Genomic DNA, 13,748 nt, shown 5'->3' on the forward strand with positions numbered 1-13,748 from the left:
CCCCTGTCATTAGGCTTGCCCGGAATCGAAATAGTCTTGGACGTTCTGGGGTACGGGAGGAACCGGCAGCAGAGCTCCGTCACTGCGGATTGAAGCGGTCGCAACGCAACCGGCGGCGACCGCTTCACGTGCGGCGATAACAGAGGTCTCGGTGCGTCCGCCAGCACGCGCGAATCGCAAAAATTCCGAGACTAACCGCGGGTCAGCACCTCCGTGTTCACCGTCGGCGGGTTCGATGACTTCGACCGCATCGGGTCGGCCTGCGCCGCCGCGACGGGAAGTCCAGATGTATAGAAAATCGCCCGCGCCATCGCCCATGTTTTCAATGCGACCGGCATCGCCGATGACCGTGTAGTTTCGCCAGTAATCGGGGGTGAAATGACATTGCTCGTACGAGGCGAGCACCCCGTTACCCAGACGCATCTGAATCATCGAAATGTCTTCGACATCCACCACCGGATTCAGGTCGGTCTGGGCCAAGGGTGGCCACACCTGCTCGCTATACCAGTCCCCCATGCGCCGATCAGAATTGTCTCGACGCGAGGCGATGTCGCCGTAAACCATAAGGTCACCGATACCTGCAACCTGCCGGGTATATCCGCCCGCGAGCCAGTGAATCACGTCGATGTCGTGTGCGCCTTTTTGCAGCAGCAGTCCGGTGGAGAGCTCGCGGTCCGCATGCCAATCTTTAAAGTAGAAGTCGCCGCCTGCACCCACAAAATGACGACACCAAATAGCGCGAACTCGACCGATCCGGCCAGAATCAATGATCGCTTTCATTTGCCGGATGACCGGCATGTGCCGCATGTTGTGTCCGATATACAGGCGGGTGCGATGTTTCATGGCGACCGCCAGCATTCGATCAGTGTCCTGAACGGTAATCGCCATCGGTTTTTCGCAAAAGGTCGGCAGGCCAGCCGCCAGAGTTTGGCAGGCGATGTCGGCGTGTGTGTAGTCCGGCGCCAGCACCATCACTGCGTCGAGATCGTGTGCCAGAAGGTCATCGACCGTGCGCACATAGCGTGTGTGCTGGTCACCGAAGCGTGCTTTGGCTTCAGCCAGTCCACGATCCGAAGGATCGGCAACAACGCTGACCACTGACCCCTGTCCGGGAGCATGAGCATATCGGGCCAGACTTCCGCGCATGCCGTACCCGATCACACCGACTTTCATATCGACCATGTGCCCATCATGCCGCGCACGTGTCCCGCAGCGGTCAAACTCGTCCAACGCGCCGCCAGATCATCCTCACCACACAGTTATGCGCATGCGTAGCATCCCGCGAAACCGGTTCGTTAGAGTGAAGGTATTCGACAACCGCGTCGAACGAGAGGCGACAACGAGTCTCCCTGGCCCGCTTAGGGAACAAATAGCTCAGGAGCTGCGATGACGCACAGATTCAACCAACATTCCCCCCTCAAGCGCCGGACGCTGATCACAGGTGCCGCAGCTGCCGCCACCGTGGGTCTTTCCGGGTGTCTTCAAAATCCTCACCCCACCGGCGGAGCTGGCGGCGGATTAAACGGCTACGTGGATGGCGGTAGCACCGACAATGACAAAAAAGTCACCATTCTTGGCGCTTTTGCAGGCCAAGAACAGGATGCTTTCCGGGCGAGTTTGACCGCGTTTGAGAAGGAAAGCGGAATCAGCATCCAATACACCGGTGATAGCGACTTCACCACCACCATTAAACAGAAGGTGCAAGCCGGGGATGCGCCGGACATCGCTCTGTTTCCGCAGCCTGGCGGGCTTTTTGAGATGGCAGCGGCGGGGAAGGTCCAGCCGATCGATACCTTTTTGGATTACGACGCACTCGATGCGTCTTTGATTCCGGGATTCTTGGAGTCAGCGCGTTATAAGGGTCGCGTGTATGGGGCTCCGATGCGCATGGCCTGCAAGTCCATCGTCTGGTACCCGAAGAAGGCGTATGAGGCTGGCGGATACGGTGCTGAGCCCGCCACGATCCAGGACCTGTATCGCATCGCCGACACAATGAAAGCCGCGGGCATCACCCCGTGGACGGAGGCTTGGAATGCGGACCAGTCAACCGGTTGGGTGGGCACCGACTGGATTGAGGAGTACATGCTGCGCCTGCATGGCCCGCAGGTGTATGACGACTGGGTGTATCACCGGATCCCCTTTGATGATGCCAGGGTGATCGAAGCTTTCGACGCGGTCGGGGAACTCTTAAAGACCCCCGGAAATGTCAACGGTGGAGTTCCCGGGATTTTGAACACTAATTTTTCGGATGCCCCTCTTGCCGAGTTCGCTCATCCCCCGAAGGCACTCTTGCTGAGGCAGGGAAATTTCATCACCGGGTTTTTCCCCAAGGAGATCCAAGATCATTTGGATCAGGAGGTCGGAATCTTTCCTCTGCCGCGATGGGAAGGGGGTTTTGATGGACTTCCCATACTCGGCGGCGGTGACCTTGCCGCCCTGTTCAACGGCAATGACCCCGACTCCCAGAAGGTGATGCAGTTCCTCACCTCGCCGTCCTTTGGAGGGCCCTGGGCCGCAGCGGGCGGTTGGCTATCCCCTCATAAGACATTCAATGCCGCGCAGTACCCCAATGAAACCACCCGGCGGATCGCACAGATCGCTTCGAGCGCCGCCGTCTTCCGCTATGACGGAAGCGATTCCATGCCCAAGTCCGTGGGCTCCGGTTCGTTTTGGACCGGCATGGTGGAGTGGTTGAACGGTTCAAAAACCTCGCGCCAGGTGTGCCAGGAGATCGAAAAAGGGTGGCCGCGATCATGAGCGCTCACCCTGCATCTTCAGGTCATGCCGCAGATCCAGTGGATACAGCTCACCCTCAAGGCCCAACCTCATCGCACGGCTCAGGCTCATCGCAAGCCTCGGGTTTGTCTCAGCCTTACGATCACCGGGGACGGGCGCGGCCGCTGCGTATCCTGGGCGGCGTCATCGGCCTCAGCCTCACGGTGTGGCTCATCGGTAACCTTTTCCTGGCGATTGCCTACTACCCCGAGTTTTTTGCCCATTCCAGGATCTTGATGGGGGCTATTGCCCTGGTGGCCGGGGTGGGTGGTGCGATGGTTTTCTTTCGCTTCCTCAACCTTGCAATTGAGGGCCTCCCGTCCCGCTTATCTGAGGGTTTGATCCCGTACGCATTTTTGCTTCCCGGGTTCTCGCTGATGGCGCTGATGCTGATCTACCCGACGATTCAGACCATCGTGTACTCGTTTGCCAACGATGACTCAACCGCGTGGGTGGGCTTTGAGAATTACCGAACCATTTTCCAATCGGGTGAGTTCTGGCAATCAATCTTCAACAATGTGCTGTGGATTTTAATCGTCCCCTTTGTAACGGTTGCCTTCGGCTTAGCCGTAGCGGTGATGGCCGATAAGCTCTCTCCCCGGGGCGAAAAAATTGCCAAGTCTACGATTTTCCTCCCTATGGCGATCAGCTTCGTGGGAGCATCCACGATCTGGAGCCTGGTGTATGCGTACAACAATCCGGGAGATTCACAAACTGGTTTATTGAACGCCGTGTGGGTTGGCCTCGGCGGAGATCCGCACACCTGGCTGTCGATCTCGTCCGGTCGTCTGAATTCGCTGTTCTTGATGATCATTTTGATCTGGCTGCAAACGGGATTCGCCATGATCTTGCTGTCATCGGCCATTAAAGGGGTTCCTGAGGACACGATCGAGGCGGGCAGGGTGGACGGAGCTAGCGATTTTCGGATCTTCTGGCAGATCGTGCTACCTCAGATCAAGGGCACCATGCTCGCCGTGTTTATTACGGTTCTGATTTTGGTGCTGAAGGTTTTCGACATCATCTACGTCATGACCAACGGTCGCGATAACACCAACGTGATCGCGAATCTCTTCTTCAACAAGCTATTTGCCAGTGGTCAAGCCGGCATTGCCTCGGCAATTGTGGTGGTGCTACTGGTGGCCATCATCCCCATCTTGATTTATCAAGTGAAGGCATTTAGGGACCAGGAGGCACAGCGATGAACACGGCTGCCAATCCCCTCAAGCCAGCGTCGCGGCCCTCCTCAGGATCGGGGAGAGTGTCCGCGGCGCGACGTTCAGCTGGAACGCGGCATTCATCGGGCCGTAGCCGGCGAAGCATTCCCGCCATCATGACCGTGGTGATTCTCGGCGTGCTGTGGAGTATCCCGACGTTCGGCCTCTTGGTGACGAGCTTTCGCAGCCGCACTGACGCCGCCACGTCCGGGTGGTGGGATGCTCTGCTGAATCCGTTTGGCACCGGTTGGACACTCGATAACTACGCCCGTCTTTTCGACGGAACCACCATGGGTTCGTCCCTGGTGAACTCGGTGGTGGTGGCGATTCCGGCCACGATTTTGCCGATTATGTTCGCAGCTTTTGCCGCGTATGCATTCACCTTCATTGAGTTTCGGGGAAAGGACATACTCTTTATCGCGATTGTGGCCGTGATGGTGGTTCCCATTCAGGTTGCGTTTCAACCGATGTTGGACCTGCTGGGGCCTCGTCATCTCGATATTGCGGGGCAGTACATCGCCGTATGGCTTTTGCACACCGGCTTTGGCATGCCGCTCGCGATCTATGTGTTGCGCAACTACATGTCCACGCTTCCCCGTTCTGTTGTGGAATCCGCGAAGATTGATGGCTGTTCGCACTTTCAGACCTTCTGGCGGCTGGTGGCTCCGATGTCCATACCTGCTATCGCCGCCTTTGCGACCCTTCAGTTTTTGTGGGTGTGGAACGACCTGCTGATCGCGAAGCTCTTCCTCAATAGCGATCATAAGACGGTAATAGTCGATCTCCAGCAGTTGCTCGGCTCACAGGGACAGGGAGCAGAATTACTGACCGCAGGTGCGTTCATCACCATGATTGTGCCGATGATCGTGTTCTTCACGCTGCAACGGTTTTTCGTGCGCGGACTCACCGCCGGGTCGGTCAAGGGCTAATGTTCTACGGCGCCAGACGGCCCGCTATTTAGGCTTATGCACAGGGGCTCTCTCACTGGTGCCTTGCGGAGGGGACCAGTCGGGCTCAGTCTGTTCGCTGGTGTGTCACAGGCCCGCGATAGATTGGGGCCATGACTTCACAGCAGCTATGCCTTCCCCCGTCGCGGGTTCCTGATCCGCTGACGGCACCGGGTGTCTCGTGGGGTGTGATCGCGCCGGGGAATATCGCCGCGCAGTTCACGGATACGGTGCACCGGGCGAGCCAGTCGCGGGTGGTTGCGGTAGCTGGGCGCAATGAGGGCCGGGCTCAGGTTTTCGCAGCCGAGCACGGGGTGCAGCGCGCGCACGCGAGCGTGAGTGATCTGCTCGCCGATGATCGGGTGGAGATCGTATACATTGCGTCCCCTCACGCTCAGCACTATGAGCTGGCTCGTCAGGCCTTGTCATCAGGTAAGCCCGTGCTGGTGGAAAAGCCGTTCACGCTCAATGCTCATCAGGCCCGCGCCCTGCAGAATCTCGCCCGCCAGCAGGGTTTATTCCTGATGGAAGCGATGTGGATGCGTTTTCTCCCCCAGTTCGATGTGCTGCGTCAGATCCTTGCCGATGGCCTTATCGGTGATGTCGTCACCGTGTTAGCCGACCACGGGCAGATGTTCCCGCCGGATCCGTCCCATCGTCTGTATGCGCCGGAACTGGGTGGTGGAGCTCTTTTGGACCTCGGCGTCTATCCGGTGTCATTCGCGCAGATGGTGCTGGGGCAGCTGAGCGTCATCACCTCGGTCAGCAGCCCTGCGATGACAGGAGTTGACGCCCAAAGCTCAATCATCGCCTGCGGTCCGCACAATGCTCATGCTCTGCTGTCCACCACCTTGTCGAGTGTGACGCCGACTCGCGCATCTGTCAGTGGCACCCTCGGGAGGGTCGATGTCGCAGCCCCGTTTTATACCCCAGGCAGCCTGAGCGTGGCCTTGCACAGTGGTCGCACCGCTGAGTTTTCACACCCGGGGTCATTGCGCGACGGCATGGTGTTTGAAGCGGCAGAAGCGGCGCGCTGCCTGCGGCACGGGCTGCTCGAATCATCGGTGATGTCGTGGGCAGATACGGTGCAGGTGATGGAGGCCATGGATGCGGTGCGGGCACGTGCAGGGATCCTCTACCCGGGGGAGAATAGCGACCGTGCCTGATTCGCTTTCCATCTCGCCGTTAGCACCCAACTCCCAGGGCGTATCCGAGCCGCCCTCACATCTATCTCACCCTCGTCCCTGCGCCTCGGCAAGCGGATTGTTTGTCACGTTCGAGGGTGGCGACGGCGCCGGGAAGAGCACGCAGATTCGGATGCTCGCCGATTTTTTAAACAGCCATACCAAAGCACAAAAAGTCTTGGTCACTCGCGAACCGGGAGGATCTGATCTGGGGCAAGGCATCCGCACGCTGCTGCTTCATTCTGGACATGTGGCAACCCGGGCCGAAGCTCTTTTATACGCGGCAGACCGAGCCCATCACATCGCAGAAGTTGTGCGTCCTCACCTGGATTCAGGGGGGATTGTGCTGAGCGACCGCTACCTCGACTCGTCCGTCGCCTATCAAGGTGCTGGTCGGGCACTGGATCCCGCAGATATTCGCGCACTGTCACTGTGGGGAACAGATGGCCTTCTCCCCCACCTCACGTTCTTACTGGATTTAGACCCGGACCTATTTGTCCAACGCCGCAGTGCCGATACTCACGACCGATTGGAACGCGAAGATATCGTTTTCCACCAGGCGGTACGGGCACACTTCCTAGCTCTCGCTGAGGCCGAACCTCATCGGTTTGTTGTTCTCGATGCCAACCAGTCCAGAACAACGATCCATCAGGCAATCCGCACCGCTCTCAGCGAGCGCGGACTATTCGACTGTTCTTCCCCCGAAACGTGCACATCTGATTCTTCAGCTTCTGAATCGTTGGCCTCTGATTCTCTACCTTCTGAAGCTTTAGCCTCCGATTCTCTAGCCTCTGATTCTTCAGCTTTATCGAGCACTCAGCCCTGCGAAGGGCACGCCAGCACTTACTCGGCACCGAGTACTTCACTCCCGGGAACTGATCGATGAGCGTGTGGGATGACGTCGTCGGTCAGCCCGGAGCCACCGCCACTCTCAAGCAGGCCGCCGCACCACACGGTTCACTCACACATGCCTGGCTGATCACAGGGCCACCAGGCTCCGGGCGTTCCACCGCAGCCATCGCCTTCGCCGCCGCCCTAAACTGCGCGCATCGCAGCACCGACCCGAGCTCCCCCGAACCCGGATGCGGGCAGTGCCACGCATGTCAGACCATCCTCGCGGGCACACACGCAGATGTAACCCGGGTGAGGACCGACAAACTCTCCATCTCAAAAGACGAAGTGCGCTCACTCGTACAAGTGGCGCAACGCTCACCCAGCTCTGGCGAATTCCGGGTTCTCATCGTTGAAGACGCCGACCGTATGAGCGCAGGCACATTCAATGTTCTGCTGAAATCCATTGAAGAACCACCACCGAAAACAATTTGGATTCTGTGCGCTCCGTCGCCACAGGATCTTGCCCCGACGATTCGTTCCCGGTGCAGGGTGGTAACGCTTTCGCTTCCATCCCCCCATGACGTTACAGAGCTCTTAATTCGTCGTGACGGCATTGACCCCGAACTAGCTACGGTCGCAGCGCGTGCAGCCCAAGGCCATATTGGGCTTGCACGACGTTTCGCCATGCACCCCGATGCGCTGGCCAGGAGGGATGCCGTAGTTCGGATACCGTGGGAGCTTCGGGGAGTGGGCTCGGCGGTACTGCGCGCAGCACGTTTGGTGGAGGAGGCCACGGCCGAAGCCAAAGAAACATCAGAACATGCCGCTCGTATCGAACGTGAACGCTTTTTACGCAGTGCCGGGATAGAAGGATCAACTGTGCCCCCCGCATTGCGGTCGCAACTTAAACAGCTCGAAGACGACCAGAAAAAACGACAGACTCGCCTGGTGCGGGACGTCCTAGATCGGACACTGCTCGATCTGTTTTCGGTCTACCGCGACATCTTAATGATCCAGCTCGGCTCAGGGAGCGAGCTGGTCAACGTCGCCCTGTCTGACGATATTGCGCGCTACGCCGCCGACACCGAGGCCCGGGATACCTTGGCGGCACTGGACGCGATCACCCAAACTCGCGAACGCATCACCGCAAACGTTCCGCCTCTGCTTGCGGCAGAAGCATTACTCGCGAGGCTCGCAGCCCGCTGACCTGATCCTCTAAAACTGATCGCCCGAACAGTCTTCTATCCGAATCGCCTGCGCAATCCGCACGAAAACACGGCGACAGCCCTCTGGTCGGCCTATTTGGCCCCTTCATCGGTCTGAGCCGGCACGTCGTCAGCCCGTTCAACGGGTTCGCCGGACTGTTCAGCGCCTTCGTCAGGCCGATCAACAGGTTCATCAGACTGCTCAGCGCCTTCGTCAGGCCGATCAACAGGTTCATCAGACTGCTCAGCGCCTTCGTCAGGCCGATCAATAGGTTCGTCGGACTGTTCAGCGCCTTCGTCAGGCCGTTCGGACCGTTCATCGGCCTTTTCAGTCCGCTGGTCGGTCAGCTCATTGCCGCCTTCAACGCCCTTTTCGTCGGCGAGAGTGGTGTATTCCAGCTCAAGCTCGTCAAGAGCGTGATCAGCGTTCTCCTCGCGCGGAGAGTCATCCTCACCGGTCTCACTGTGCGATCCACACCCGTAGCCGAGCGAGACAACGCGACCGTCAGCCGGGGACCACTCATTAGCGCACACCCCAAAGGCTTGGCGGAACGAACCAGCCAGCAACACCAAAAATCCACACGATGAGCAGTGGTCAGTTACCGTCCCCCGACGGCGGCGAGCCGACGTATCACGCGGACCAAACTCGCCATTGTTCCACCGCTGAGCAGCCTCATCACGGCCTTCACGGCTGAGAACCCGGACTCGCCCCAGGCCAAACTCATTAATTTGTCCGGCATCAACATCGTGATGTTCATCAGATGCGTCACCATCAACCTGCTCGTACCCCTGATCCAGACGCGGATCATTCTCGATATACGGCAGGGTGTCATCAGCCCCTACATCCTCCGGTCGTAGACGGCTCGCCCACGGCTCCCAGGCTGGGGCAAGCAAGGCGTCCTCGCCGGGAAGCAGCGCCGTCTCGCACACCGTCGCAGTTTTGGCCCGAGGGGCTCGTGCCACGGTGACCACCCAGATCCAACCCCGGTACCCCGGCATGGTGCACTCAAAGACATGCGTGGCGAGACGCTCCCCTGCGGTCTCAACCCGCTGGTGCTCCCCTACCTGGCCGGGCTCGGTCACCTCAAGCAACGCGCGCTGCGCCACCTCAACGGACTGAGCGCAGATCGCATCCAATTTCGGTGTGGAACTACCCCGCCCGCGGGAGCTTGAGCCAGCCCGTGACCTGGATGTGCCACGTGACGACGACTTGGTGCGCGGCTGGGTCTCTGCGCCGTTACCGGCAGTAGGTGTGACGGTCTGTGAGGCCATACTCACGCCTCGAAATCGTCGGCAACCGCGCGCAAAACCGTCGCGATCTTCGCCGCATTGCGCCGTTCGGGATAGCGTCCACGCCGCAACCCGTTGGATGCCCCATCCAGAAGCTTGATGAGGTCCTCTACCAGGACAGCCATCTCTTCAGCGCTCTTGCGCTTGGCGCGCACAATCGAAGGCGCTGCTTCGAGAAGGCGCACGGACAGCGCTTGAGCACCGCGACGACCCTGAGCTACGTCATATTCGACGCGTGTTCCCGGTCGCAGGGTGCTCTGCCCGGCGGGCAGCGCTGATGACGGGAGATACACACTCCCGCCGTCTTCATCGTTGATGAAACCGAAGCCCTTCTCGGCGTCGTAGAACTTCACCTTGCCGCGTGGCACGTCGTGTCCGTCCCTACCCTTTGTCCCGGCGCGCTTGCGCCACAGTTTTAACCTCTGGTTCTCACTCCGAAGCCGCCATCAGCTCGGGGTGGAAAACCACGTGAGCTGACCTCAGCAACCGTCTTGCGACAGTTGCCCTGCGACAACCGCATTGCGATGGAGCGGCGCCACTGGTGGACGCTATTGAACCAACAACTAGTCTACAGGCGTTCGGATTGGGTTCCAGGACATTGTCACCGGCGTCAGCGCCGGCATGGTCCGGTCGACACGGGCCCAGTCTGGCGCTTAGCTGTGGCGAGCACTCCGCTGAGATCGGCATCGGTCAGGGCATATCCAATGCCCGGTTTATCGACGGAACGCGCCACGATGAGGCCCACCACGTCACCGCGAGGGGACAGAAGCGGACCGCCGGAGTCCCCTCGTCGCACATCACCTTCCAGAGCGTAAAGACGCCGAATCACCGATCCTCGGTCGTAAATATCCGTGCCGCGGGCGGTCAGTTGTTCACGAACCCGAACGGTCTGCGCCTGGTAAGCGCCCCCGCCAGGGAATCCATGCATGACCAGTTGCTCTCCGGGCTTTGCCACCCCGCGTACGGTCCGCACGGGGGCATGAAGATCGGGCACCGACACGATGGCGGCGTCCGCATCAGGGTCGAAGGCCACCACCTGACCGGAGAGCACCTTGCCACTGCGCTGCTCAATCTCGACCTCATCTAGCCCCGCCACAACGTGCGCTGCCGTCAGAACTTGTCCGGTCCCGATGACGACGCCCGACCCGCTTTGGCCAACGGAACATGACCGACCTTGGCCCCAAACCCTGACCACAGAATCTCTCCACCGGGCCGCCGAATCGCGCGCTAAACCGGTGTCGAGATGGGCAGGCTCCGCAACAGTTTCGGCATCGAGCGGCATGCTGAGCGTCGGGAGCCGAGATGGCCCGATGATTTCCGCCAGAGAACGCATCCCTGGACGGGCGGATGCCGGCATCACACCGTCTAAAGCAGCCAGCACCCGGGAGTCCGACACGGCTTGAGACACCCGCGGCCAGGGGCTTTCACGTAGCGGACCGATGGCCACCCACACCAACGTCAGCACCAGCAGTCCCCCGAGCATAGAGCCCGCGAAGCGATCGAGGCTGCCCAGCGCCGCGCGCGACTTGGAGCCGGTCGGCACCCGGCGCAGGCTACTTAACACCAGGCTCCCTAGGACACTACCCACGGCTTCAACGGCGACGACGAGCAGCACAATCACGATTAACGCGAGGACCACCCGCGTAGTGTTATCTGCTCCGATCACAGGTCCTACCGTGGATGCGACCGGCATAGCCAGGTAAAGGCCCGCGGCTAGACCCACCAAGGCCCCTAGTGCTGAAGCCAAAGTCAGTAGAAATCCCCGCCGCCAGCCGACCACAACATAGATCAGGATCACTACGATGATGGCGACGTCAACCACATGCCCTCCTTCCTGTGACCTCATCTGATAGACCGTCGGTGTGCGATACGGACGTATGCGCTACCCGCAGATTATCGGTACCGGATCGCGCGCGCTGAGCAGGAACCGGAATCCTGCGCTGAGTGGGCCACGGCGCTGCGAGGCCGGCGGCGCTCAACACCGCATCGAGAATTTTGGCGGTCAGGCCCCATATGAAATAGTCCGGGCTGCCAACTGCGTGAAACACGGGCCCGACCTGGCGCTTTGACAGTAATCCAGTGGCCCGGCAAGCCGGGTCTGATAGTCCACCCTGGCCTGTGAGCCGGATCCATTGAGCGGCAGCGACTTCTGCTGCGCTGATGCTCAGAGACGGACGGGAAGCCGACCAACCAATGACGGGAATCACCTGCACTGAGCGCACTTGCATACTCACCGGTGCGCTGACCCTCACCACTCGAACCGTCTCAGGATCGAGACCGACTTCTTCCCGAGCTTCCCTCAGTGCCGTGTCGGAGGGTCCAAAATCGCCTGGTTCTCGCATGCCGCCAGGCAGGGCGATCTGTCCGGGCTGGGATCGCAGGTGGTGCGCCCGTTCGGTCAGGAGAACCGACAGATCCTGGGTGGTGGATCCAGCAAGCAGCACCAAGACCGCGCTCGAAGCCCCGTTGAAGCTTGGGTCAGTTCCCGGGCTAGAGGTGGAATCCAGCAGCCGAGCCACCGGTGCCGGTAACTCGGGTTCATCGTGGCTCATGGCGTAGTCCGACCAGCTACCCGGTTTGTTGAGACCACGCCGATGCGGGGGCACAGATCCGCGAGGACGCATGCACCGCAGTGAGGGGCCCGCGCTGTGCAGCATGCTCGGCCATGGGCGATGAGCCGGTGCGAGAGCATAGTGAAGTTGATGTGGGATGCCCCGGGTCGCGCAACCACGTCGTCTTCCACCTGGCGCGGATTATCGTGGCTGCTCCATCCCAGGCGCCGCGACAGGCGCCCGACGTGGGTATCAACGGTGAGGAGCGAGGCACCAAATACGTTTCCTCGCACCACGTGCGCAGTTTTACGCCCCACCCCCGGTAATGCTTCAAGTGCCACCTGATCATCTGGCACACTGCCGCCGTGTTGCGTGAGTACGTCATGCCCAAGTCTGACCAGGCGCGCCGATTTAGTGTGGGCCATTCCCAGCGGTGCGATCACCGCTTCAACATCTGCGACCTCGGCTGAGGCGAGCGCCGCGGCGTCTGGCCAGCGGGAAAACAGCTCTGGCGTCACGGTGTTGACCCGGGCGTCGGTAGTTTGGGCTGACAGCACCGTCGCCACGAGCAGTTCAAAGGCGTTGCGGTGGTGCAGGGCGCATTGCGCATCCGGATATGCAGTGGCAAGACGGTCGTCCACGTCGTGAAGTGAAGGAATCGTCTGTCGAGGCGCGGGCCGAGCAACCGGACACTCCGCATTGTTACGTATTTGCGTCATCTCGATCTGCACCCTCCTCTTGACACAACACCAAAGCTAAACCTATGACCGCATGCGGATTTGCGCATGTGCTCTACGATGATTGTTCTCAGCGCCCTACCACCGGATGACACGTTGTCACGCCGGGACCGGGCCATTTACGCCCCGACGTGACACCTTTCACCCACTCACGTGCATTTTCCGTCACAATGGGGATTGCACGCCCGTCCCGGCATCAGTCGGGGCACCCGAGACCAGGAGGAACCGTGGACGAGAACATCGTACGGTCGGCGCCGTTGTTCGCCGCACTTGACGAAGACGGGAAGCAAGCCGTCCTCGCATCGATGTCGCAGGAGGACTACCATCGCGGAGCGGTGCTGTTTCGCGAAGGCGATCCGGGAGACCGGCTGTACATCATCGCATCGGGCAAGGTGAAGGTGGGCCACACCAGTGGCGATGGTCGCGAAAACCTGCTCGCCGTGCTCGGGCCGGGTGAGACTCTCGGTGAACTGTCACTGTTTGATCCGGGCCCCCGCAACGCCACTGCCACTGCCGTTGCCGAAACCACCCTGTATGCCCTCGGCCAGCAGGATCTCTACCGCGTTCTCGCACAGCGCCCAGAGGTCGCACGTCATCTTCTCGCGAGCCTTGCCCGCCGCCTCCGGAAGACAAACGAATCGCTAGCCGATCTTGTCTTTGCGGACGTTCCCGGTCGCGTCGCGAAGAACCTGCTGGATCTCGCGCAGCGATTCGGTCGGCAGACCGATGACGGTGTGATGGTCTCTCATGGACTCACCCAGGAGGAACTCGCCCAGCTGGTTGGCGCCTCCCGTGAAACAGTGAACAAGGCTCTGGCCGATTTCGCCTCCCGCGGATGGATCCGCTTGGAAGCTCGCGCGGTGCTGTTGCTCGACATCGAGCGTCTGCGCCGTCGGGCCCGCTGACACAATATTTCCAGTCGTAGGTGATTACAGGCGCTCTCATCTGTGATCACACGCAGCGCCCACCGCTGTCCTTGGACGATAGCGGTGGGCGCTTCGTATATGCGT

General features: G+C 60.2%; 13 protein-coding genes. 7 read left to right on the plus strand and 6 right to left on the minus strand.

The genetic code is table 11. The features are described from left to right. Positions 1–9: 9 nt before the first annotated feature. Positions 10–1,182, minus strand: coding sequence for a Gfo/Idh/MocA family protein (locus BN1724_RS05750; RefSeq protein ID WP_058234592.1), 1,173 nt, complete (start codon positions 1,180–1,182; stop codon positions 10–12). Positions 1,183–1,386: 204 nt separating this feature from the next. Here BN1724_RS05750 and BN1724_RS05755 point away from each other — a divergent pair, with 204 nt between their 5' ends. The 6 genes from BN1724_RS05755 to BN1724_RS05780 all read left to right on the plus strand — a co-directional run bounded on the left by BN1724_RS05755 (position 1,387) and on the right by BN1724_RS05780 (position 8,160). Continuing rightward, the gene (locus BN1724_RS05755) at positions 1,387–2,757 is read left to right on the plus strand and encodes an ABC transporter substrate-binding protein (protein ID WP_058234593.1); all 1,371 of its coding nucleotides are present in this window, start codon (positions 1,387–1,389) and stop codon (positions 2,755–2,757) included. Next, a complete protein-coding gene (locus tag BN1724_RS05760) occupies positions 2,754–3,977 on the plus strand; it encodes a carbohydrate ABC transporter permease (RefSeq protein WP_084253111.1) in 1,224 nt (407 codons plus the stop codon). Before BN1724_RS05755 ends, BN1724_RS05760 begins: the two co-directional genes overlap by 4 nt. Positions 3,978–4,105: 128 nt before the next feature. Continuing rightward, the gene (locus BN1724_RS05765) at positions 4,106–4,918 is read left to right on the plus strand and encodes a carbohydrate ABC transporter permease (protein WP_058235800.1); all 813 of its coding nucleotides are present in this window, start codon (positions 4,106–4,108) and stop codon (positions 4,916–4,918) included. Between the two features lie 131 nt (positions 4,919–5,049). Beyond that, positions 5,050–6,102 carry a Gfo/Idh/MocA family protein gene (locus BN1724_RS05770; protein WP_058234594.1) on the plus strand — a complete coding sequence of 351 codons (1,053 nt, stop codon included), beginning with the start codon at positions 5,050–5,052 and terminating at the stop codon, positions 6,100–6,102. Beyond that, positions 6,095–7,006 (plus strand): dTMP kinase, encoded by a 912-nt coding sequence (gene tmk / locus BN1724_RS13420; protein WP_269447053.1) that lies wholly within the window; start codon positions 6,095–6,097, stop codon positions 7,004–7,006. The genes BN1724_RS05770 and tmk overlap by 8 nt, the downstream gene beginning before the upstream one ends. Further along, positions 7,003–8,160: a DNA polymerase III subunit delta' gene (locus BN1724_RS05780; RefSeq protein WP_058234595.1), complete on the plus strand. Its 1,158-nt coding sequence runs from the start codon at positions 7,003–7,005 to the stop codon at positions 8,158–8,160. Before tmk ends, BN1724_RS05780 begins: the two co-directional genes overlap by 4 nt. A gap of 92 nt (positions 8,161–8,252) precedes the next feature. On the opposite strand, the gene BN1724_RS05785 is transcribed toward BN1724_RS05780, so the two are convergent. From BN1724_RS05785 to BN1724_RS05805, 5 genes are all read right to left on the minus strand, one after another. After that, complete coding sequence (locus BN1724_RS05785) at positions 8,253–9,431, minus strand: DUF3027 domain-containing protein (protein ID WP_084252800.1); 1,179 nt, start codon at positions 9,429–9,431, stop codon at positions 8,253–8,255. Positions 9,432–9,433: 2 nt separating this feature from the next. Then, positions 9,434–9,817: a cold-shock protein gene (locus BN1724_RS05790; protein WP_058234596.1), complete on the minus strand. Its 384-nt coding sequence runs from the start codon at positions 9,815–9,817 to the stop codon at positions 9,434–9,436. Between the two features lie 242 nt (positions 9,818–10,059). Then, positions 10,060–11,271 carry a MarP family serine protease gene (locus BN1724_RS05795; RefSeq protein ID WP_058234597.1) on the minus strand — a complete coding sequence of 404 codons (1,212 nt, stop codon included), beginning with the start codon at positions 11,269–11,271 and terminating at the stop codon, positions 10,060–10,062. Beyond that, positions 11,264–12,001 carry an NUDIX hydrolase gene (locus tag BN1724_RS05800; RefSeq protein ID WP_058234598.1) on the minus strand — a complete coding sequence of 246 codons (738 nt, stop codon included), beginning with the start codon at positions 11,999–12,001 and terminating at the stop codon, positions 11,264–11,266. The genes BN1724_RS05795 and BN1724_RS05800 overlap by 8 nt, the downstream gene beginning before the upstream one ends. Next, positions 11,998–12,720, minus strand: coding sequence for an endonuclease III domain-containing protein (locus BN1724_RS05805; RefSeq protein ID WP_084253113.1), 723 nt, complete (start codon positions 12,718–12,720; stop codon positions 11,998–12,000). The genes BN1724_RS05800 and BN1724_RS05805 overlap by 4 nt, the downstream gene beginning before the upstream one ends. Before the next feature lie 245 nt (positions 12,721–12,965). Here BN1724_RS05805 and BN1724_RS05810 point away from each other — a divergent pair, with 245 nt between their 5' ends. Next, entirely contained in the window at positions 12,966–13,643 is a 678-nt protein-coding gene (locus BN1724_RS05810; protein WP_058234599.1) for a Crp/Fnr family transcriptional regulator, read from the plus strand. Positions 13,644–13,748 lie beyond the last annotated feature (105 nt).

This window comes from Devriesea agamarum, assembly GCF_900070355.1.
Classification (GTDB): domain Bacteria; phylum Actinomycetota; class Actinomycetes; order Actinomycetales; family Dermabacteraceae; genus Devriesea; species Devriesea agamarum.

Bases quoted from the DNA above. Each gene is read 5' to 3' on its own strand.
- BN1724_RS05750 (WP_058234592.1), bottom strand. From the start codon at position 1,182: ATGGTCGATATGAAAGTCGGTGTGATCGGGTACGGCATGCGCGGAAGT.
- BN1724_RS05755 (WP_058234593.1), top strand. From the start codon at position 1,387: ATGACGCACAGATTCAACCAACATTCCCCCCTCAAGCGCCGGACGCTG.
- BN1724_RS05760 (WP_084253111.1), top strand. From the start codon at position 2,754: ATGAGCGCTCACCCTGCATCTTCAGGTCATGCCGCAGATCCAGTGGAT.
- BN1724_RS05765 (WP_058235800.1), top strand. From the start codon at position 4,106: ATGACCGTGGTGATTCTCGGCGTGCTGTGGAGTATCCCGACGTTCGGC.
- BN1724_RS05770 (WP_058234594.1), top strand. From the start codon at position 5,050: ATGACTTCACAGCAGCTATGCCTTCCCCCGTCGCGGGTTCCTGATCCG.
- BN1724_RS05780 (WP_058234595.1), top strand. From the start codon at position 7,003: ATGAGCGTGTGGGATGACGTCGTCGGTCAGCCCGGAGCCACCGCCACT.
- BN1724_RS05785 (WP_084252800.1), bottom strand. From the start codon at position 9,431: ATGGCCTCACAGACCGTCACACCTACTGCCGGTAACGGCGCAGAGACC.
- BN1724_RS05800 (WP_058234598.1), bottom strand. From the start codon at position 12,001: ATGAGCCACGATGAACCCGAGTTACCGGCACCGGTGGCTCGGCTGCTG.
- BN1724_RS05805 (WP_084253113.1), bottom strand. From the start codon at position 12,720: ATGACGCAAATACGTAACAATGCGGAGTGTCCGGTTGCTCGGCCCGCG.